The organism is Exiguobacterium sp. PHA03 (genome assembly GCF_041945985.1).
GTDB lineage: Bacteria > Bacillota > Bacilli > Exiguobacteriales > Exiguobacteriaceae > Exiguobacterium_A.
This window is the reverse complement of the sequence record NZ_JAUTYQ010000003.1, coordinates 1-20,313: the sequence shown is the minus strand read 5'-3', so window position 1 is coordinate 20,313 and position 20,313 is coordinate 1. Positions and strand designations below refer to the sequence as shown.

The following is a 20,313-nucleotide window of genomic DNA, read 5'->3' as shown; positions in this document are numbered from 1 at the left end:
TCACGAGAATCACATCCGCTTTTTCGTCACTCTGGTAAGACTTTTTTCAATCGTTTATCAAAATCACGACGTGGCATTAAAATGCTCGCCCCGCAACCTTGGCATTTGATTCGGATATCCATGCCGACCCGAATGATCTGCCATCGGTTCGTTCCACATGGATGCTGCTTCTTCATCTCAACATAATCATGGAGTTGATACGTTTTTGGAATCATCCGTCTGTCCACCATTCTTTTGTTCTGGATTCATCATGACCATCCGTGGATACGGGATCTTGATGTTTTCTTCTTCGAGTCCTTGCTTCAATTCCTTCCGGATCAGACGACCAGCTTGGAAATGTTGCATCGGTGGTACTTCTGCCATCAAACGATAGACGACTTCTGAAGGACCAAGTGTCTGAACACCGAGCATCTGAATCGGCTCGACAAACATATCGACATACTTCTTCGTCGTCCGGTCTGCAATCTCATGCAGAACTTGTTCGACGCGTTCAAGATCCTCATCATAGGAGACTTGGACATCGACGAGTGCGAAACTGTTGTCGACCGAATAGTTCGTGACTTGCAAAATCTGACCGTTCGGGATGATGTGGATTTCCCCGTTGAGTCCTTTGAGTTTTGTCGTCCGGATACCAAGTTCCGTCACGACGCCTTCGATTACACCGACGCGTACATAATCTCCGACTTTAAACTGACGTTCGAAGATGATGAACGCTCCTGTAATGATATCTTGCACCAAGTTCTTCGCACCAAACGAAATCGCGAGACCAGCGATTCCGGCACTGGCGACGAGACCGGTGATGTTGATTCCGAACTGACTAAGCACTGTCAACAACATGATGATTCCAAGTACGTAACGAATCGCATTTTGGAGCAACTTCAACAGCGTCTCGTTCTGTCGTTGCGCCAAGTAGTCCTGTTCATTGATTTTCCTGATTGTAAAGAGACGTGAGACTGCCCCAGTCAAAACGCGCGTCAACACGTAGAACGCCGCGATAATGATGAGCGCAATCAGTAGTTTCATCCCAAAACGAATCCACATATCCGCATCCATTACTTGGTTGATCAATTTATCGACTTGGGCGACGGATTCTTGTACATCTTGATTGGTAGCCATTCTCTCATCCTTTCTTATTCTCTCTATTACGACAGTATACGTGATTTTAATCGAGTTTCAACCAAAGAGCCGATTTTGACGTTAGATTTCTGGAAAAACCGGGAAAGGAAAATCATCTAAGAACCCTTCACTCTTGCCAATCCACCACGACACCGACATCAAGAGAAGAAAGGATGATTTCGATGAACTTCCGCTTTCATTCGCACGAGCCCAAGCCCTATTCTTTCTTTTTAGAATATACGGAACCGTTCGCGAAAGAACGCTTAGCTGAACAATTATTCGAACAAGTCTCTGCCGTCCAAGAAAAACGTCCGATCGTACTCGTCTGCATTGGTTCTGATCGTTCGACAGGTGACTCACTCGGTCCACTCGTTGGGACATTCCTCGAGAAACAAGCGCCTGCTCATCTTCACGTCTACGGTACACTCGCTAAACCCGTCCATGCACTGAATCTCGCAGAAACCATTCACTCGATCCAAACGACCCATTACCGTCCACTCGTCATCGCGATCGATGCGTGTCTCGGTCGCCTTTCAAGTGTCGGACATGTCTTTTTCTCGGAAGGTCCACTCGCACCCGGCGCCGGCGTCCAAAAAGAATTGCCTGCGGTCGGTGACTTCAACATTAAGGCTGTCGTCAACGTCAGTGGATTCATGGAGATGATGATTCTCCAGAACACACGGTTACACCTTGTTTATGAACTAGCGGAACTCGTCGCGAACAGCTTCCACTTACTTGATGCGAAACTCTCCGCTGAATCCACACGGAAGACGATTTCTTTCACGCCGCGTTCAATGTAAGCAAAAAGAAGCGAACCGTCGCCCGGATCGCTTCTTTTTAGTGATCCGATTCAGGTAACAACAAGTCGAGCAACCGATTGAGGTCATCTTCGTCTATAAAATCGATCTCGAGTTTCCCTGCTTGTTTTCCTTGTTTAATCCGAACGGTCGCCCCGTATTTTTCGCGAAGTGATTCCTCGACGAATTGAACAGCGGTCGCTTGTTGCGGACGGGCGGCTTCCTTACGTTCCCGAAGCGCCTGCTCTAACCGACGGACGTTCCAGTTCTCCGCCATGACCCGTTCTGCCATCTGTTCGATCTTCTTTGGATGTTTCAGCGACAGGAGCGCGCGGGCATGTCCCATTGACAACCGTTCGTCCATGACCGCTTGTTGAACGAGCAATGGCAACTGTAACAGTCGAAGGCTGTTCGTAATGTGCGAACGACTTTTCCCGACACGCTGTGCAAGCTCTGCTTGCGTAATGCCGAATTCCTCGATCATCTCCGCATATGCCATCGCTTCTTCAATTGCAGATAAGTCTGCTCGTTGGATGTTTTCGATCAAGGCGAGCTCCATGACGCGTGTCTCGTCTGCTTCAATCACAAGGACCGGTACACGTTCGAATCCTGCGCGACTCGCCGCCTGATAGCGCCGTTCACCGGCGATGATTTCGTAATAGCCATCTCGTGGTCGGACGACGATCGGTTGGATCATCCCGTGACGAACGAGCGATTGGGCTAACTCTTCTAATGCTTTTTCATTGAATCGTTTCCGAGGTTGAGTCGGATTCGGGCGAATCGCCCGAACAGGTAATTCATTCACGTGCTTTCTCTCCTAAACGTAGCGGAAGGCACGACCGCTTATTCCGGACGTGCCTTCACGATGCGAATTCGCACCTCTACATATTCTTCGCAATCGACTTCTTCTTTTTCGATCGTCAATCCAGTCTGCTCGATCATATCGACGGAATCCCGCAAGGTGTTTAACGCGATTCGTGTATCTCGTGCAAAGCTTTTATGACGTTTTTTCTTCGGTGGCTGTGGTGTCATCAATCGTTCCACCCGGCGCTCCGTCTCCTTGACGTTCCATTCCCGTTCCAGAATTTCAGCGAGTACCGTTACTTGTAACGCTTCATCCTTAAGCGGCAATAACGCTCGGGCGTGACGTTCCGTGATTGTCCGTTGCTTCAATGCTTCCCGGACATCCATTGGCAATCGGAGCAAACGTAATTTGTTGGCAATCGTCGACTGACTACGTCCGAGCTTACGGGCTAACACTTCTTGCGTGATGTCTTGTAATGCAAGCAAACGCTCATAAGCTTCCGCTTCTTCGATTGGTGTCAAGTCTTCGCGTTGCAGATTTTCAATCAATGCCAGGGAAGCAGTCGTCTCGTCCGTCATCTCTTTGACGATGGCAGGAATCGTTTCCCAGCCAAGCGAGCGCACTGCTCGGTACCGTCGTTCTCCGGCAATGATTTCGTACCCTGTTCCTTGTTTTCGAACGACGATCGGCTGGAGTAACCCGTGCTCTTCGATCGTAACCGCTAGTTCTTCAATTCGGTCCCCGTCAAACACAGTCCGTGGTTGGAACTGATTCGCGACAAGTTCTGTCAATGGTAATTCCTGAACCGTCTCTTGGGGGTCAAGCTCGATCGTAGCAGGTTTACCGAGCAGTTTGGCAATTGCATTTCTCACGTTGGCGCACCTCACCTTTATCAGTCATCGTTTCACGTGAAACGGTGTTTAGCTTAATGGATCTTTCGCAGGCGTTCCCGCTTTACGCGGATATTTCCCGGGTGTTGTTCGTTTTTTATCTACAATAACGATATTACGCTCACTTTCCTCGCCTGGCAATTGGAACTGGAAACTTTCCCGTAAATTCCCACCGAGTACTTTCAAGGCAATCGCACCATCCTCAAGCTCTTCACTGACTTTCGCCGCCTTCAAGGCAACGAATTGTCCTCCGACTTTCGCAAGTGGTAGGCAATATTCCGCGAGAACGGACATCCGGGCAACCGCTCGTGCGGTCACGACGTCAAATCGTTCGCGGAATTGTTTATTTTTACCGAACTCTTCTGCGCGTCCATGATGGAACGCGACACCTTCGAGTCCAAGTTCCGTCGCTAAATGATTCAGGAAGCCGATTCGTTTGTTCAGTGAATCGACGATCGTCACTTGAAGATGCGGGAACATGATTTTGATCGGCAGACTCGGGAACCCAGCACCTGCTCCGACATCACAAACCGTCGTGACTGTCGTGAAATCAAAATAGAACGCTGCTGTGATCGAGTCATAGAAGTGCTTTAAATAGACACCTTCTTCATCGGTAATCGCCGTCAGGTTCATCTTTTCATTCCACTCGACGAGCAGTTCATAATACTGCTTGAATTGATGCAACTGATGTTCTGAGACCTCAAGTCCCTGTGTTGCCAATGCTGTTACGAATTGCTGTTGGTTCATCTCGTTCACTCCGCAGTCAATGCGTATTGGCCTTGTTCGATATAGACAAGCAAGATCGAGATATCAGACGGATTAACCCCTGAAATCCGGGATGCTTGTCCGATCGAGAGCGGACGCACTTGGTTTAGTTTTTGTTTCGCTTCAATCGCTAATCCACTGATCGCATCGTAATCGAGACGATCCGGAATCCGTTTTTGCTCCATCCGCATCATTTTTTCGACTTGATCGAGTTGTTTATCGATGTAGCCGGCATATTTGACTTGGATTTCGACTTGTTCTGCTGCTTCTGCAGACAATGGTGTTTCCGGTGGTGTCATCTGCGCAATCATCGCATATGTGATTTCCGGGCGTTTCAGCAACGTGATCGCATGCAAGGCTTCCTTAAGTGGCGATGCACCAATCGCTTCTAGCTGTGCATTCACGTCCGGTGTCGCTTTGATGACGACCTTCTCAAGACGTTTCATCTCAAGACGGATTTGCTCTTGTTTATCGAGTAACTTCGCTTGGCGTTCTTCCGAGATCAAACCGAGTTCATGTCCGATTTCCGATAGACGAAGATCGGCATTATCATGACGGAGCAATAAGCGGTACTCGGCACGTGACGTCAAGAGGCGGTACGGTTCGTTCGTACCTTTCGTGACGAGATCATCGATCATGACACCGATGTAGCCTTGTGAACGTGACAAGATAAGTGGTTCTTTACCTTGGACTTGTAGTCCGGCATTGATCCCTGCCATGATCCCTTGTCCTGCCGCTTCCTCATACCCACTTGTTCCGTTGATTTGACCCGCTGTGAATAAACCAGGAACACGTTTTGTCTCGAGCGTTGGCCAGAGTTGTGTTGGAACAACGGCATCGTACTCAATCGCATAACCAGGACGCATCATTTCTGAATTCTCAAGCCCTGGAATCGAGCGAAGAATATCGTGTTGGACGTCTTCCGGCAAGCTTGTTGATAACCCTTGGACGTAAACTTCTTCCGTATCACGACCTTCTGGCTCAAGGAAGATTTGGTGACGCGGTTTATCGTTGAACCGGACGACCTTATCTTCAATCGATGGGCAATAACGTGGACCTGTCCCTTTAATCATCCCAGAGAACATCGGGGAACGATGCAGGTTCGCATCGATCAATTGATGCGTATACTCCGTCGTATACGTCAACCAGCATGGGATCTGTTCCGTGATCATCTGAGTCGTTTCATGACTAAATGGAAGTGCTACTTCGTCACCTGGTTGAATCTCCGTCTTCGAGTAATCAATCGTTTTCCCGTCGATTCGCGGTGGTGTACCTGTCTTGAAACGTGCGAGCTCAAATCCGAGTTCTTCAAGATGTTTCGATAGATTAATCGATGGCATCTGATTGTTCGGACCACTCTCGTACGACAATTCACCGATGATGATTTTCCCACGCATGAACGTTCCTGTCGTGATGACGACCGCTTTTGCCCGGTATTCCGCTCCAGTATTCGTGACGACACCAACGCAGCGTCCTTCGTCGTCAATCAATAACCGTTCGACGAGCGCTTGACGTAAGAGCAAATTCGGCTCATCCTCAAGCGCTTTTTTCATCCGGTTTTGGTATTCGAATTTATCTGCCTGTGCGCGTAATGCTCGCACGGCAGGTCCTTTTGACGTGTTTAACATTTTCATTTGAATATACGTTGCATCGATTGCGCGTGCCATTTCACCACCGAGCGCATCGATTTCCCGGACGACGATCCCTTTTGCAGGACCACCGATCGACGGGTTGCAATACATGAATCCGACCATATCGGGATTCATTGTCAACATGACCGTTTTCGAGCCCATTCGTGCCGCAGCAAGAGAGGCTTCGATGCCGGCATGTCCGGCTCCGACGACGATGACGTCGAATTCACCTGCTTGATAAGCCATAGTACTGGTTCCTCCTTCTTATTCCACACGCAGTCGTCTCGAGTTATTTCCCGAGACAGAACTGCGAAAACAACTGATCCAATAAACTATCCTGTGCTGTATCTCCATTGATTTCGCCGAGCGTGTCCCATGCCCGTCGTAAATCGATCTGTACCATGTCAATCGGCATCGCTGCTTCTGCTGCACCGAGGGCATCTTCAATCATTTGACTCGCGCGTTTGATCAGTTGGATATGTCGTGCATTCGAGACGTACGTCATATCTTGACTCTCGACACCCTGTTCAAAGAACAGACTCGCAATCGCCGCTTCAAGATCGTTGACCCCTGCTTCTTCGAGCAAGGACGTCGTAACGATTGGTCGACCATCGGCAAGTTCCGTGACACGTACCAAATCAATCTGTTGCGCCAAGTCACTCTTGTTGACGATGATGATTGCGTTCATCCCTTTAATCGCTTCAAACAGCAAAACGTCCTCATCCGTTAGGACATCGTTCCCGTTTAGGACGAGTAAGATCAAATCGGCCGTCTTTAAAGCCTGACGCGACTTTTCGACACCCATCCGTTCGACGATATCTTCCGTCTCTCGAATCCCTGCCGTATCAATCAACTTTAGTGGTACACCACGAACATTGACGTACTCCTCGATCGTATCGCGTGTCGTTCCCGCGATATCCGTGACGATGGCCTTCGCTTCTTGCACCAATGTGTTGAGCAAAGACGATTTACCGACGTTCGGACGACCGATGATCGCTGTGGATAACCCTTCACGAAGGATTTTTCCTTGGCGTGCCGTTGTTAATAACTCTGCCAGAATCGCGCGGACAGCTCCAGCGTCACGTTCGACGATCTGTTGTGTCATCTCTTCTGCGTCATATTCCGGGTAATCGATGTTGACTTCGATCGCAGCAATCGTCTGCAACAGTTGTTGACGTAAGTCTTGGACGAGTTTTGAGAGACGTCCTTCAATTTGACTGACGGCGACATGCATCGCTCGATCCGTCTTCGCGCGGATGAGATCCATGACAGCTTCCGCCTGCGACAAATCGATTCGTCCGTTCAAGAACGCACGTTTCGTGAATTCACCCGGTTCCGCTAATCGGACTTCCGGTTGTGCGAGGATGAGTTCGAGGACACGATTGACCGCGACGACTCCCCCATGACAATTCAATTCGATGACATCTTCACGTGTGAACGTCTTTGGTGCGCGCATGACACTCACCATCACTTCATCAACAACACGATCCGCCTCGTGATCGACCAATTTCCCGTAATGAATCGTATGGGTTGGTACTTCCGTCAAGCGGTTGGTTCCTTTATAGACGCGGTCGGCTACAGCGACTGCATCAGGACCCGATAAGCGCACGATTGCAATCGCCCCTTCTCCCATCGGCGTCGAAATCGCGGCAATCGTATCAAATTCCATCATCCGTTCTTCCACCTCGTTTTTCTTCTGTCTTTTTATGAGTATTTAATCCTTAATCGTTGCAATAGGTATAACGAAACAACTATACACGAAATGACGCAAAAGAAAAAGAGCGACACTCTGTCAAAACAAAGCGTCGCTCTTCACGTATTAGCGTTTCTTTTTCGATTTTTTAGGAGCCGGAGCTGCTTGCGCCGCTTCCTTATCGCGTTTTGCTGCAAGTGTTGCCTCTGTCTGCACTTTGATCTTTTCACGCATTGGCTTCATGATGACGACCGTGACGATGATCGAGAAGATGTAACCGACGACCCAGTAAAGAGAAAGGGCAGATGGGAGTGTGACCCCCATGATGAAGATCATGATCGGGAAGACGTAGAGCATGATTTTCATTTGTGGATTGTCTTCTTGACCTGCCATCGAGATTTTTTGCTGTAGATACGTTAGTACCGCAGACATGATCGGCAAGATGAAGAATGGATCCGGTTTTCCGAGGTTAAACCAAAGGAATGTGTGTTGGAAAATAGCCGGCGTATAAATAATGGCGTTATAGAACGCAATCAAGATCGGCATTTGGATCAAGATCGGTAAACAGCCAGCAAGCGGATTGACGTTATGCTCTTGGTAAAGCTTCATCATTTCCTGTTGCAATTTCTGTTGCGTCTCTTGGTCTTTTGAGCTGTATTTCTCACGAAGTTTCACCATTTCAGGCTGAATGACTTGCATTCCACCCATACTCTTCGTTTGTTTGATCATCAACGGAAGGATGACAAGACGAACGAGAAGTGTCGTGATGATGATTCCGATTCCGAAATCATTTCCGACAAGATGCGAAATTTCGCGAATCAACCACGCCATCGGCCAAACAAAATAATGTTTCCAAAAACCATCAGTATTTGCTGTGATCTCTTCGTGTGCGCCATAGTTCGTCGGTGCACAACCTGATAACACGATCGCGAGCACAGACATGAGCCCGAGAGTTAACCAAATCTTAGTTCTCTTGTTCATAATTCCTCCTAGAAATTGTTTACGCTTTGTCGAACGCCATCTTCTTCTATAGTAAGGCAAGGAAAGGGAGCGCCGTACAAATCAACAGGATGCATTGCTACGATTCATTTTTTTGATCGCATCCAGACACCGGAACGTTTGAGGACGTGACGGAGACTGTCAGCCACTTCTTGCGCGGTCATCTTAGCGGCCGGATTGCGCGCGATGATCACCAAATCATAATTCGGGGCAATCGAGGCTTCATGCTGCTGGCATGCTTCCCGAAGATACCGTTTCACCTGATTCCGGACGACGGCATTCCCGATTTTCTTGCTGACGGATAAACCAACCCGAAAGTGAGTCTGTTGCTCCTTTTTCAAGGCATACACGACAAATTGCCGATTTGCGACAGAGGCTCCTTTAGTAAACACCGCTTGGAACTCCTTGTCTTTCTTGACGCGGTATTCCTTCTTCACCTTATTCACACTCCATCCTGACACTACGAAAATTCGTCGTCTCTCATCATATCATAGAATAAACATGCGACGCGATAGGGCGCATGTGACAAAAGCACGAACACACTAAAAAACATAAAAAAAAATCACCTCGGATCATGCCCGAAGTGATGGATGCATCAATGCATTAGACAGTCAAGGCTTTGCGGCCCTTAAGACGGCGAGCAGCCAAGATACGGCGGCCACTCTTCGTAGCCATACGCGCACGGAATCCGTGAACTTTTTTACGCTTACGGTTGTTTGGGTTGAAAGTTGGTTTCATTCGTCTGCACCTCCTTTAAAAGATCTTTATAACCAATTGTTATTTTCTACTTTAAGGCAGTCTTGTACATTATATAAACTGATTGTGGCATTGTCAATGAAAGTTCGGAAGATTTCTCGCATTGCGTAAAGGTTTGTTTCTTAAAAACAGGCGATAGGATTCCAGCATGCAAACTCTATTACACAATAGAATGCGACTGGATCACAAAGAACAGATTGATAGACTTATCCACCTATCCACAGACTTATCCACATTATCCACACTTTCCGTGGATAACTCTTCACTTTGTCTACGATAGTATTTTTTAAAATCGACGTCAATCCTCGATTTTGGATTTCCTTTTTCCACTTCTTTTGTATTTTGTGAATAACTCTTTTTTAACGCTTCCTCTTTCAAAAAGTTATCCACCTCTTATCCACAATTTATCCACACTATCCACAGCTTGTGGGTAACTACCTGTGGACGATTGAATTTACTTGTGGATAAATCATTCCAACCATTGCCAGAGCTTATTTCTTTTGATACACTAATTGTGCATAACATGATCCTGATCGCTTAGGACAAAACAAGTTATACACACCCTGTGGATAACTTTATACACAGATTCAACTGCCTGTGGATAACGTTATCCACAGTTTTTACGTTATGGGGATAAGTCGAGTTTCTTCATTAACTTTGTCTGTGTATAAGCCTGTGTACAAATTTTTTCTATCTTGATAAAAAAAGGGGGGTATTTATGAAAAACGCTGCCGAACTTTGGCATAATGTCTTATCTGTGATTGAGGAAGAGGAACGAACACCGAAAGCCAGTTATGATATGTGGTTGAAGTCCACAGAAGGCGTTACGCTAAATGGAACGACTTTACTCGTTTCAGCACCGGCTGCATTTACGGTGACGTGGCTTGAGCGCCAGTACTTATCTTTACTCGAAGACACAGTTGAGGAAGTAACCGGAAGCCGACTCGATATTCAGTTCATTGAAGAGGGACAAGCGAAGAAAATGCTCGACCGACAAGAAGAGGAACGGATCGAAGCAACACCAACTCCAAAATCACGTCCATTGAACACGCGCAAACCGACAGATGAACTGACGATGAGTGAACTTGGACAATTAAATGAGAAGTACACGTTCGATACATTTGTCATCGGATCGGGGAACCGTTTTGCACACGCCGCTTCACTGGCTGTTGCTGAAGCACCTGCTAAAGCATATAATCCGCTTTTCATCTACGGTGGCGTTGGTCTTGGCAAAACCCATCTGATGCATGCCATCGGACAATACGTTCAAGATCAAAATCTTGGGACACGGATTGCCTATGTCTCTTCTGAACGCTTTACAAATGACTTTATTAACTCCATCCGTGATAATAAGACGGTTGAGTTTCGAAATAAATACCGTAACATCGATGTCCTCTTAATTGATGACATCCAGTTCCTTGCGGGCAAAGAACAGACGCAAGAAGAGTTTTTCCACACATTTAATGCACTGCATAACGACCAAAAACAAATCATCATTTCGAGTGACCGACCGCCAAAAGAGATTCCAACGCTTGAAGATCGGCTCCGTTCTCGTTTTGAATGGGGATTGATTACCGACATCACGCCACCGGATCTCGAGACACGGATTGCAATCTTACGGAAAAAGGCGAATGCTGAACAGCTTGATGTCTCAAACGAAGTCATGCTCTACATCGCGAGTCAGATTGATACGAATATCCGTGAGCTCGAAGGAGCGTTGACGCGTGTCATCGCTTATGCGAATCTCGTCGGACGACCGATTGATCCAAATGTCGCTGCAGAAGCCTTGCATAACATCATGCCAGTCGCCGAACCGCGTAAAGTCACGATTCGTGACATCCAGGAGTCGGTCAGTAAGCATTTCAACTTGCCGTTTGATGATCTTAAGGCGAAGAAACGGACGAAATCGATTGCCTTTCCACGTCAAATCGCGATGTATCTTTCGCGTGAGATGACGGAAAGCTCATTACCGAAGATTGGGGAGGAATTTGGAGGACGCGACCATACCACCGTCATCCATGCCCATGAAAAGATCAGTATGTTGATCAAATCAGACGGTGAAACAGGAAAAGTCATCGAACAAATCAAGCATGAGTTGAAGCATTCGTAAAACTGTGGATAAACATGTGGATAAAGTAGGGTGGTTATCCACAACTTATCCACACCGTTTTTGGCTCTATATCAAGTTATCCACCGACTTATCCACACTATCCACAGCCCCTAAGACTATTATTAAAAAAATATATTATTATGTTATGATGGGCGCATGCCCATTATTTTCGAGAGGAGTCTAACGACGATATGCATATCACCATTCAACGCGAAGCTTTAATTCAAGCAGTACAAGATGTAGCCAAAGCGGTCTCATCCCGCACGACAATTCCGATTCTGACAGGGATCAAACTCGAAGCTCATGGAGATGGCATGACGCTGACAGGAAGCGATACAGAAATCTCGATTGAACGGACAATCTATGCAGAAGAGAACGGAACGTCTTATGTCACGGTCCACCGTGCTGGTAGTGTCGTCTTGAATGCCCGCTTCTTCGGCGATATCGTCAAAAAGATGCCAAAAGACGAAGTGACACTTGAAGTCTCACCGAACTTCATGACACGGATTCAGTCAGGAACAGCGGAATTCCATTTAAACGGTCTTGATCCAGATGAGTTCCCACGTCTTCCACAAGTCGATGGGGGACAACGTTTCCGTTTACCGGCTGATCTCTTACGGTCGATGATTCGTCAAACAAGCTTTGCTGTCGCTGTTCAAGAAACACGTCCTGTTCTCACAGGTGTGAACTTCTCAGCCGACAAAGGCATCTTGACGTGTGTCTCAACGGATAGTCACCGTTTAGCCCTGCGTCGTGCTCAGTTTGAGACAGATACGGACATCTCGTTCCAGAACGTCATCGTTCCTGGTAAGAGCTTAAATGAATTATCGAAGTTACTTGGGGACGGTCATGTGGATATTACGATCACGAACCAACAAATCTTGTTCAAGATGAAACACGTCCTCTTCTTCTCACGTCTACTTGACGGAAACTATCCGGATACATCACGTTTGATTCCAGAAGAGTATCGGACAGCTGTCCGCATGAACGCGAAAGAATTGCTCCAAGCGATCGATCGCGCGTCACTGCTCGCACGTGAGGACCGTAACAACGTCATCAAGTTTGCAGCTGAAGGAACGACAGCGGTCGAAATTTCTTCGCATTCACCAGAAGTCGGGAAAGTCTCGGAGCAAGTCAGTATCCTTTCGCTTGAAGGGGAAGAACTGAAAATCTCGTTCAACTCGAAGTACATGATGGATGCCTTAAAGGCGCTTGACGCTACAGATATCGAAATCCAGTTCACGGGTTCGATTCGTCCATTCATCTTGCATCCAGTTGATCAAGATAACGTCTTGCAACTGATTCTTCCAGTCCGGACGGCGTAAGCATCAACATAAAACACGTGACAAGACGGGTTCGATCGTTTCGACATCGGACCCGTCTTTTTCGTATACCGTATATACGTTCGGGAATTTTGCTAAATCGTTCAATATTTAGTACAATAAAGAGTACGTCATTTATAATATGTAGGTAGGAGGAGTCAATCCATGCAAGAAATCAGAATTACAACGGAATATGTCACATTAGGGCAGTTCCTGAAACTGTCGGATATCATCTCAAGCGGAGGGCAAGCCAAACCGTTTTTAGCAGAGGTGCCAATTCTAGTCAACGGCGAAGTCGATCAGCGACGTGGTCGTAAATTACGGGATGGAGACATCATTGATGTAGAAGACTACGGTCAGTTCATCATCAAGAACGAGGGTAACTAACGTGCGGCTGGATTCAGTCCGACTCAGTCATTATCGCAACTATGACGCACTCGAACTGTCATTCTCCGAAAAGACGAATGTTCTGATTGGTGAAAATGCACAAGGGAAGACGAACTTATTGGAAGCGATCTATGTTCTCGCTCTCGCGAAGTCTCACCGGACGACGCATGATAAGGAACTGATTGGTTGGGACCAGGAGACAGCGCGCGTCGAAGGACGTGTCGTCAAACGAACAGGTTCTCATGTCCAGGAGATCGTCATCTCGGGTCGCGGGAAAAAAGCAAAACTAAATCATCTAGAGCAACGACGCTTGAGTGATTATGTCGGGGCACTGAACATCGTTTTATTCGCCCCGGAAGATTTGCATATCGTCAAAGGCAGTCCACAAGTCCGCCGACGGTTTCTCGATATGGAGATCGGTCAAGTTAGCCCGGTCTATTTGCATGAATTGAGTCAGTATCTGAAAGTGTTGAAGCAGCGCAACGCGTTGCTGAAACAACTGTCCATGAAGGGAGGAGACGAGACCTTCCTTGATATCTTGACGGAGCAAATGATTACGCTAGCCGTTAAAATCGTTCAGCGCCGCCATCATTTCATGGCCCAACTCGAAAAGTGGGCACGACCGATTCATGACGGAATTAGTCGTGGACAGGAAGAACTCACGCTCATCTATCGTTCGGACACATTTGGCACTGAATTACTCGATGTCGAAGGAATGACTGCGTCCTACACGCAGAAGTTTGGTAAAATAAAAGAAAATGAAATCCGAAGAGGAGTTACGTTGTTTGGACCACATCGCGATGACTTTGAGATGGAAGTCAACGGACGAAACGTCCAAACATATGGTTCACAAGGACAACAACGAACAGCAGCCCTCTCGTTAAAGCTTGCAGAGATCGAATTGATTCACGAGGAAGTCGGAGAGTATCCACTTCTTCTACTCGACGATGTCTTATCCGAGCTTGATGATCATCGTCAAACACATTTGCTCGATACGATGCAACAAAAGGTCCAGACGATCCTGACGACGACAAGCGTCGATGGGATTGCGCATGAAACGATCAACCAAGCGAAGTTGTTCCACGTGAAACAAGGGACGGTCGATTTGGAAGAGACATCATATAAAGAAACAGTAGGTGAGAAAACCGATGAGTAATCATGAAGATATGGAATTGGAACAAGGATACGGTGCCGATCAGATTCAAGTTCTTGAAGGATTAGAAGCAGTACGTAAACGTCCAGGGATGTATATCGGCTCGACGGCATCAAAAGGTCTCCATCACCTCGTATGGGAGATTGTCGATAACTCGATCGATGAGGCGCTCGCAGGATACTGTGACACGATCAAAGTCACGATCGAACCGGGGAACTCGATCTTAGTCGAGGATAACGGACGCGGTATTCCAGTCGACATTCAAGAGAAAATGGGTCGTCCTGCCGTTGAGGTCATCCTGACAGTCCTCCACGCCGGTGGTAAATTCGGCGGTGGCGGATATAAAGTATCGGGTGGATTACACGGTGTTGGGGCCTCGGTCGTTAACGCCCTGTCGACGAAACTTGAAGTATTCGTCAAACGGAATGAAAAGTTGTATTACCAAGCGTATCATCGCGGTGTACCAGCACAAGATCTTGAAGTGATTGGAACATCAGAAGAGACCGGAACGACGATTCGTTTCTTCCCAGACGGTGAGATTTTCCAAGAAACGCTCGAGTATGACTACGATTTGCTAGCGACACGCCTGCGGGAACTTGCTTTCTTAAACAAAGGCTTGAAGATCATCATCACGGACGATCGTGCGGATGAGCCGATGACGCGTAGTTTCCACTACGAAGGTGGGATTAAATCTTACGTCGAACACTTAAACCGTTCAAAAGAAGTCGTTCACGCAGAACCTGTCTACGTACACGGCACAAAAGACGGCATCGAAGTCGAAGTTGCACTTCAGTACAACGATGGATTTGCGTCAAACATCTACTCGTTCACGAACAACATCCCGACGCATGAGGGTGGTACGCACGAGACCGGCTTCAAGACAGCTTTGACACGCGTCATCAATGATTACGCGAAAAAGTTCGGTCTGATGAAGGATGCAGACGGTACACTGTCCGGTGAAGACGTACGGGAAGGGATGACAGCGATCGTTTCCGTCAAGCACCCGAACCCGCAGTTCGAAGGACAGACGAAGACGAAACTCGGGAACTCCGACGCACGTACGGTCACGGATTCGCTCTTCTCTGGTGCATTTGAGCAATTCATGCTTGAAAATCCGACGAACGCACGCGCAATCGTCGAAAAAGGGATGATGGCGTCGCGCGCCCGGATGGCAGCGAAACGCGCACGTGAATTGACACGCCGTAAAGGTGTTCTTGAAGTCAGCTCGCTTCCAGGTAAACTAGCCGACTGTTCGTCACGTGATGCGTCGATTTCCGAATTGTATATCGTTGAGGGTGACTCAGCGGGTGGTTCTGCGAAATCCGGACGTGATCGTCATTTCCAAGCAATCTTACCGATTCGCGGTAAAATCTTGAACGTTGAGAAAGCACGTCTTGATAAGATTCTTGGAAGCAATGAGATCCGGACGATCATCACTGCACTCGGAACAAGTATTGGTTCTGAGTTCAATATCGAGAAGGCACGCTACCACAAAGTCATCATCATGACCGATGCCGATGTCGATGGTGCCCACATCCGGACACTCTTGTTGACGTTCTTCTACCGTTACATGCGTCCGCTTGTCGAGCATGGGTATGTCTATATCGCTCAGCCACCGCTATACGGAATCAAACAAGGGAAGAACATCACGTACGTGCATAACGAACGTGAATTGACAGAGGCGCTTGCAGCGCTTCCTGAAAACGCACGGTACGATATTCAGCGCTACAAAGGTCTTGGAGAGATGGATCCAGAGCAGCTTTGGGAAACGACGATGGATCCAAGTGGTCGTCAAATGTTGCGTGTCGAGCTTCAAGATGCGATCGAAGCGGATGAAGTCTTCGATATCTTGATGGGAGATCAGGTCGAACCACGACGCGACTTCATTCAATCCCACGCACATTACGTCAAGAACCTGGATATTTAACGCTGAACAGAGAGGGTGGCCAGAAGCATGTCCGAACAAAATCACGGAATCATCAAGGATATTAATATCAGTCAAGAGATGCGTACGTCCTTCATGGACTACGCGATGAGCGTCATCGTCGCACGTGCTCTTCCGGACGTACGGGACGGTTTAAAACCCGGACACCGCCGGATTCTCTATGCGATGAACGACCTCGGTATTCGTGCCGATAAACCACATAAAAAGTCTGCCCGTATCGTCGGGGAAGTCATTGGTAAGTATCACCCGCACGGAGATTCTGCCGTCTATGACACGATGGTCCGCATGGCGCAAGATTTCAGCTATCGTTATGAACTCGTCGATGGACACGGAAACTTCGGTTCGGTCGATGGAGACTCGGCGGCTGCGATGCGATATACGGAAGCTCGTATGTCAAAAATCGCAATGGAAATCGTTCGCGATATCAACAAAAACACAGTTGACTTTAAAGATAACTACGATGGTTCGGAACGCGAACCGGAAGTCTTACCGTCGCGCTTCCCGAACTTGCTCGTCAACGGTTCAAGCGGGATCGCGGTCGGGATGGCAACAAACATTCCGCCGCACCAGTTAGGTGAGGTCATCGATGGTGTCTTAGCACTGTCTCACGATCCCGAAATCACGATTCAAGAATTGATGCAGCACATTCCGGGACCTGATTTCCCAACGGCTGGTGAAATTCTTGGTCGTAGCGGGATTCGTCGCGCATATGAAACAGGACGTGGCTCGATCATCGTCCGTGCGAAAGCAGAAATCGAACAGACGAAAAAAGACCGCGAACGGATCATCGTGACGGAGTTGCCTTATCAGGTCAATAAAGCCCGCCTCGTTGAAAAGATTGCCGATCTCGTCCGCGAGAAAAAAATCGAAGGCATTACGGATTTACGGGATGAGTCAGATCGTCGCGGTATGCGGATCGTCATGGAAGTCCGTCGTGATGCGAATGCAAGTGTCATCTTAAACAACTTGTATAAACAGACGTCGATGCAAACGACGTTTGGTGTCAACATGCTTGCGATCGTCGGAGGGCGTCCGAAAACATTGACGCTTAAAGAAATGCTCTATCATTACCTCGAGCATCAAAAAGAAATCGTTCGTCGTCGGACACAGTTCGATCTCGAAAAAGCAGAAGCACGTGAACACTTGCTCGCTGGTCTAAGGATTGCGCTTGATCATTTGGATGAAGTCATTCAAATCATTCGCGGGAACCGGACAGCAGACGCAGCACGTGAACAGTTGATGGAGCGTTTTGCGTTATCTGAGAAACAATCACAAGCGATTCTCGATATGCGCTTACAACGCCTGACAGGTCTTGAGCGGGAAAAAATTGAAGCAGAATATGACGAAATCATGCAATTGATCGCAGAACTGAACCGCATCCTTGCGAGTGAAGAAGTCTTGCTTGATTTGATCCGGACAGAACTCGAGGAGTTGAAGGAACGTTTCAACGACGAGCGTCGGACGGAAATCCGGATGGATCATATCGAATTCGAAGATGAAGACTTGATTCCAGAACAAGATATCATCATCACGTTGACAAGCAGTGGTTATATCAAACGGATGACGACGGATTCGTACCGGACACAGCGCCGCGGTGGACGTGGCGTTCAAGGAATCGGAACGAACGACGAGGATTACGTTACGCGTCTCTTGTCTTGTTCGACGCATGATACGATTCTATTCTTTACGAACCGCGGGAAAGTCTACCGGATTCGTGGATACGAAGTACCGGAGATGAGCCGGACATCAAAAGGTGTGCCGATCATCAACCTCATCCAAATTGAACGCGATGAAAAGGTCGAGACGATGATTCCAGTCAACTTCAAACGTTATCTTGAGGAGCAACAAGCAACTGAAGCACCTGTCGAGGTGGTTGAAGGAGAGATTGAAGAGACGGAAGAAGCGCTCGAAACGGAAGAAGTCGTTCAAGATGAGCAAAAATCATTGATCTTCATGACACGTAAAGGACGCGTCAAACGTTCACCGTTGTCCGCATATGCCCGGATCAACAAAAATGGTTTGATTGCGATTCGGTTGTTTGAAGACGATGAATTGACATCCGTTCGTCTTGCATCGACGGATGATGAAGTCTTTGCTGTTTCAACAAGCGGGAAAGCGATTCGTTTCCCAATCACGAATGTCCGCTCGATGGGACGTGGTGCTCGTGGTGTCAAAGCGATGACGTTACGCCCAGACGATTTCGTCGTCGGGATGGAACTTGCACGTGATGCACAAGATGTTCTGGTTATTACGGAAAAAGGATTCGGTAAACGAACACCGATGACCGAGTTCCGTAGTCAATCGCGTGGTGGGAAAGGATTGATCGCGAGTAAGGTAACAGATCGCGTCGGTCAAATCGTTGCCATGCGAATCGTTGATGTCAATGATGACATCATGATCATGACAGAGAGCGGTATCGTTATTCGGACAGACTCGCAATACATTTCACGTGTCGGCCGCAACACCCAAGGGGTGAAGGTCATTCGAATTGAAGAAGGTGACCGTGTTGCAACGGTTGCGAAACTGAAACGAGAAGAAACCGATGAAACGGAAGAAGATACGGATCTTGTATCAGAAGAGAATGTAATCGAATCGGATGCTTCAGAAGAAGTGGAAGAGTAAGCAAGACGTTAGTAAGGAAGCAGCAGAGTGATACCACTCTGCTGCTTTTATCTACATATATAGAAAGAAGAGAAAGGAACGAAGCGATATGCGAGTGGCAAGTGACCAATTACGCATCGGGGATCGTTTAACCGAATCGATCTACTTACATACAGATCATCCGATCGTAGAAGCAGGGAAAAAAATTGGAACCGACGAGTTACGACGAATCCAACGGTTTTTGATTAAAGAAGTCACCATCGAGGATCGTCCTGATCTTGTCGAAGGTGAAAAGATACAGATTGAAACAGTGGCTGCGCAGATAGAACATCCTTTTGAAGAGTTCATTCGCTCCTATAATAAAGTCTTCATGTCATGGGAACAGGGGATGAAGCCAAATGTGTATGAAGCTTTGAGTTGGGTCAAACAGTCCGTCCCGGAACAAATTACGAGACAAGATGTTCTGCCATTCTTCCTTGAACGGGGAACGGAAGCTTACACTGTGCGACATGCCATTTATCGAGGAGCAGTTGCCCAGATGCTCGCTGAAGCAGTCAGAAAAGAACGGAAAATGATCCATGAGCTGTGGACGGCATCTTATTTTGCGGATTACGGACTAGCGCGGATCATGGAATGGCGTCACACGAAACGTTATGAAGCGATGCAACAGGAAATTTTTCAACGTCACCCGGCAATGGCATATCAAGTCTTGCAAAAGGAGACGATTATCTCCGACACGGTAAATCGTTTGATTGTTCAACATCATGAACGTTTAGATGGATCTGGTTATCCTCTAAAGGTAAAAGGTGATAAGATTGCAGATCATGCTCGATTGTTCATTGTAGCAGATGTTTTTGCTGCAATGACAAGTTGGCGCCCATACCGGGAAGCGTATACGCCGTTTGACGCATATCGTCATTTAAAAGCGCGACCGATGCAATATTGTTCAAAATATGTATTATTGCTTGGACAGTTACTTCTACCGATTGAAGTCGGTGATCGCGTATTGATGAGTAATGGGAAGATTGCAACAATCGCTCAAAAGAATCCAGTCTTTGATCGCCCCGTCATTTCTTATGAAGACCAGGGAAGAAGGATCATCGTTGATTTAATGGAAGAACGACAGCATAGCATCATTCAATTGATGGATTGATAAGGAATAAATAGCCTCTTGAGCCGAATTCGTAAGGTTCAAGAGGCTTGTTCATGATTTTAAAAATAATTTTAAAATAAGTGTTGCGCAATAATAAAACGCATGATATATTATTACATGTCCTTAACAAAGACAAGCGCTTGAAACAAACGAAAAAACAATTTCAAAAAAGTTGTTGACTTCTTGTTTC

The 20,313-nt window shown here is 47.3% G+C and carries 18 protein-coding genes; 8 read left to right on the top strand and 10 right to left on the bottom strand.

The genetic code is table 11. The annotated features are described in order from the left end of the window. Positions 1 to 26: 26 nt before the first annotated feature. Both Q7C19_RS12655 and Q7C19_RS12650 read right to left on the bottom strand, forming a co-directional pair. On the bottom strand, positions 27 to 215 hold the full coding sequence (locus Q7C19_RS12655) for a DUF951 domain-containing protein (RefSeq protein WP_023469853.1): 189 nt from the start codon (positions 213 to 215) through the stop codon (positions 27 to 29). Beyond that, positions 187 to 1,116: a mechanosensitive ion channel family protein gene (locus Q7C19_RS12650; RefSeq protein ID WP_214856536.1), complete on the bottom strand. Its 930-nt coding sequence runs from the start codon at positions 1,114 to 1,116 to the stop codon at positions 187 to 189. The genes Q7C19_RS12655 and Q7C19_RS12650 overlap by 29 nt, the downstream gene beginning before the upstream one ends. A 182-nt stretch (positions 1,117 to 1,298) precedes the next feature. Here Q7C19_RS12650 and yyaC point away from each other — a divergent pair, with 182 nt between their 5' ends. Then, a complete protein-coding gene (yyaC, locus tag Q7C19_RS12645; protein WP_375092279.1) occupies positions 1,299 to 1,916 on the top strand; it encodes a spore protease YyaC in 618 nt (205 codons plus the stop codon). 37 nt (positions 1,917 to 1,953) lie between these two features. Here yyaC and Q7C19_RS12640 read toward each other — a convergent pair whose 3' ends face one another. The 8 genes from Q7C19_RS12640 to rpmH form a co-directional block, all read right to left on the bottom strand. Beyond that, complete coding sequence (locus tag Q7C19_RS12640; RefSeq protein WP_035411733.1) at positions 1,954 to 2,718, bottom strand: ParB/RepB/Spo0J family partition protein; 765 nt, start codon at positions 2,716 to 2,718, stop codon at positions 1,954 to 1,956. 38 nt (positions 2,719 to 2,756) lie between these two features. Continuing rightward, positions 2,757 to 3,590, bottom strand: a complete 834-nt coding sequence (gene noc, locus Q7C19_RS12635) for a nucleoid occlusion protein (protein WP_035411731.1) — start codon at positions 3,588 to 3,590, stop codon at positions 2,757 to 2,759. Between the two features lie 48 nt (positions 3,591 to 3,638). Further along, complete coding sequence (gene rsmG / locus Q7C19_RS12630; RefSeq protein WP_375092278.1) at positions 3,639 to 4,355, bottom strand: 16S rRNA (guanine(527)-N(7))-methyltransferase RsmG; 717 nt, start codon at positions 4,353 to 4,355, stop codon at positions 3,639 to 3,641. A 5-nt stretch (positions 4,356 to 4,360) separates the two neighbouring features. Beyond that, on the bottom strand, positions 4,361 to 6,250 hold the full coding sequence (mnmG, locus tag Q7C19_RS12625; RefSeq protein ID WP_058265604.1) for a tRNA uridine-5-carboxymethylaminomethyl(34) synthesis enzyme MnmG: 1,890 nt from the start codon (positions 6,248 to 6,250) through the stop codon (positions 4,361 to 4,363). 43 nt (positions 6,251 to 6,293) lie between these two features. Further along, complete coding sequence (gene mnmE / locus Q7C19_RS12620; protein WP_056064613.1) at positions 6,294 to 7,676, bottom strand: tRNA uridine-5-carboxymethylaminomethyl(34) synthesis GTPase MnmE; 1,383 nt, start codon at positions 7,674 to 7,676, stop codon at positions 6,294 to 6,296. A gap of 147 nt (positions 7,677 to 7,823) precedes the next feature. After that, positions 7,824 to 8,678, bottom strand: coding sequence for a membrane protein insertase YidC (gene yidC, locus Q7C19_RS12615; protein ID WP_035411724.1), 855 nt, complete (start codon positions 8,676 to 8,678; stop codon positions 7,824 to 7,826). A 104-nt stretch (positions 8,679 to 8,782) separates the two neighbouring features. Next, complete coding sequence (gene rnpA / locus Q7C19_RS12610) at positions 8,783 to 9,133, bottom strand: ribonuclease P protein component (RefSeq protein ID WP_023469862.1); 351 nt, start codon at positions 9,131 to 9,133, stop codon at positions 8,783 to 8,785. 166 nt (positions 9,134 to 9,299) lie between these two features. After that, the gene (gene rpmH / locus Q7C19_RS12605) at positions 9,300 to 9,434 is read right to left on the bottom strand and encodes a 50S ribosomal protein L34 (RefSeq protein ID WP_012371910.1); all 135 of its coding nucleotides are present in this window, start codon (positions 9,432 to 9,434) and stop codon (positions 9,300 to 9,302) included. A 736-nt stretch (positions 9,435 to 10,170) separates the two neighbouring features. Between rpmH and dnaA the strand changes: the two genes are divergently transcribed. The 7 genes from dnaA to Q7C19_RS12570 all read left to right on the top strand — a co-directional run bounded on the left by dnaA (position 10,171) and on the right by Q7C19_RS12570 (position 20,123). Further along, on the top strand, positions 10,171 to 11,562 hold the full coding sequence (gene dnaA / locus Q7C19_RS12600) for a chromosomal replication initiator protein DnaA (protein ID WP_375092277.1): 1,392 nt from the start codon (positions 10,171 to 10,173) through the stop codon (positions 11,560 to 11,562). Positions 11,563 to 11,753: 191 nt separating this feature from the next. Continuing rightward, complete coding sequence (gene dnaN / locus Q7C19_RS12595) at positions 11,754 to 12,887, top strand: DNA polymerase III subunit beta (protein WP_023469864.1); 1,134 nt, start codon at positions 11,754 to 11,756, stop codon at positions 12,885 to 12,887. A gap of 162 nt (positions 12,888 to 13,049) precedes the next feature. Beyond that, positions 13,050 to 13,271, top strand: coding sequence for a S4 domain-containing protein YaaA (gene yaaA / locus Q7C19_RS12590; RefSeq protein ID WP_023469865.1), 222 nt, complete (start codon positions 13,050 to 13,052; stop codon positions 13,269 to 13,271). A gap of 1 nt (position 13,272) precedes the next feature. Then, complete coding sequence (recF, locus tag Q7C19_RS12585; protein ID WP_375092276.1) at positions 13,273 to 14,427, top strand: DNA replication/repair protein RecF; 1,155 nt, start codon at positions 13,273 to 13,275, stop codon at positions 14,425 to 14,427. A 10-nt stretch (positions 14,428 to 14,437) separates the two neighbouring features. After that, on the top strand, positions 14,438 to 16,351 hold the full coding sequence (gene gyrB / locus Q7C19_RS12580) for a DNA topoisomerase (ATP-hydrolyzing) subunit B (protein WP_200864062.1): 1,914 nt from the start codon (positions 14,438 to 14,440) through the stop codon (positions 16,349 to 16,351). A gap of 27 nt (positions 16,352 to 16,378) precedes the next feature. Next, the gene (gene gyrA / locus Q7C19_RS12575) at positions 16,379 to 18,991 is read left to right on the top strand and encodes a DNA gyrase subunit A (protein WP_375092275.1); all 2,613 of its coding nucleotides are present in this window, start codon (positions 16,379 to 16,381) and stop codon (positions 18,989 to 18,991) included. A gap of 88 nt (positions 18,992 to 19,079) precedes the next feature. Then, a complete protein-coding gene (locus Q7C19_RS12570) occupies positions 19,080 to 20,123 on the top strand; it encodes an HD-GYP domain-containing protein (RefSeq protein ID WP_035411716.1) in 1,044 nt (347 codons plus the stop codon). Positions 20,124 to 20,313 lie beyond the last annotated feature (190 nt).

Bases quoted from the DNA above. Each gene is read 5' to 3' on its own strand.
- Q7C19_RS12655 (WP_023469853.1), bottom strand. From the start codon at position 215: ATGATTCCAAAAACGTATCAACTCCATGATTATGTTGAGATGAAGAAG.
- Q7C19_RS12650 (WP_214856536.1), bottom strand. From the start codon at position 1,116: ATGGCTACCAATCAAGATGTACAAGAATCCGTCGCCCAAGTCGATAAA.
- yyaC (WP_375092279.1), top strand. From the start codon at position 1,299: ATGAACTTCCGCTTTCATTCGCACGAGCCCAAGCCCTATTCTTTCTTT.
- rsmG (WP_375092278.1), bottom strand. From the start codon at position 4,355: ATGAACCAACAGCAATTCGTAACAGCATTGGCAACACAGGGACTTGAG.
- mnmG (WP_058265604.1), bottom strand. From the start codon at position 6,250: ATGGCTTATCAAGCAGGTGAATTCGACGTCATCGTCGTCGGAGCCGGA.
- mnmE (WP_056064613.1), bottom strand. From the start codon at position 7,676: ATGATGGAATTTGATACGATTGCCGCGATTTCGACGCCGATGGGAGAA.
- yidC (WP_035411724.1), bottom strand. From the start codon at position 8,678: ATGAACAAGAGAACTAAGATTTGGTTAACTCTCGGGCTCATGTCTGTG.
- rpmH (WP_012371910.1), bottom strand. From the start codon at position 9,434: ATGAAACCAACTTTCAACCCAAACAACCGTAAGCGTAAAAAAGTTCAC.
- dnaA (WP_375092277.1), top strand. From the start codon at position 10,171: ATGAAAAACGCTGCCGAACTTTGGCATAATGTCTTATCTGTGATTGAG.
- dnaN (WP_023469864.1), top strand. From the start codon at position 11,754: ATGCATATCACCATTCAACGCGAAGCTTTAATTCAAGCAGTACAAGAT.
- yaaA (WP_023469865.1), top strand. From the start codon at position 13,050: ATGCAAGAAATCAGAATTACAACGGAATATGTCACATTAGGGCAGTTC.
- gyrB (WP_200864062.1), top strand. From the start codon at position 14,438: ATGGAATTGGAACAAGGATACGGTGCCGATCAGATTCAAGTTCTTGAA.
- gyrA (WP_375092275.1), top strand. From the start codon at position 16,379: ATGTCCGAACAAAATCACGGAATCATCAAGGATATTAATATCAGTCAA.
- Q7C19_RS12570 (WP_035411716.1), top strand. From the start codon at position 19,080: ATGCGAGTGGCAAGTGACCAATTACGCATCGGGGATCGTTTAACCGAA.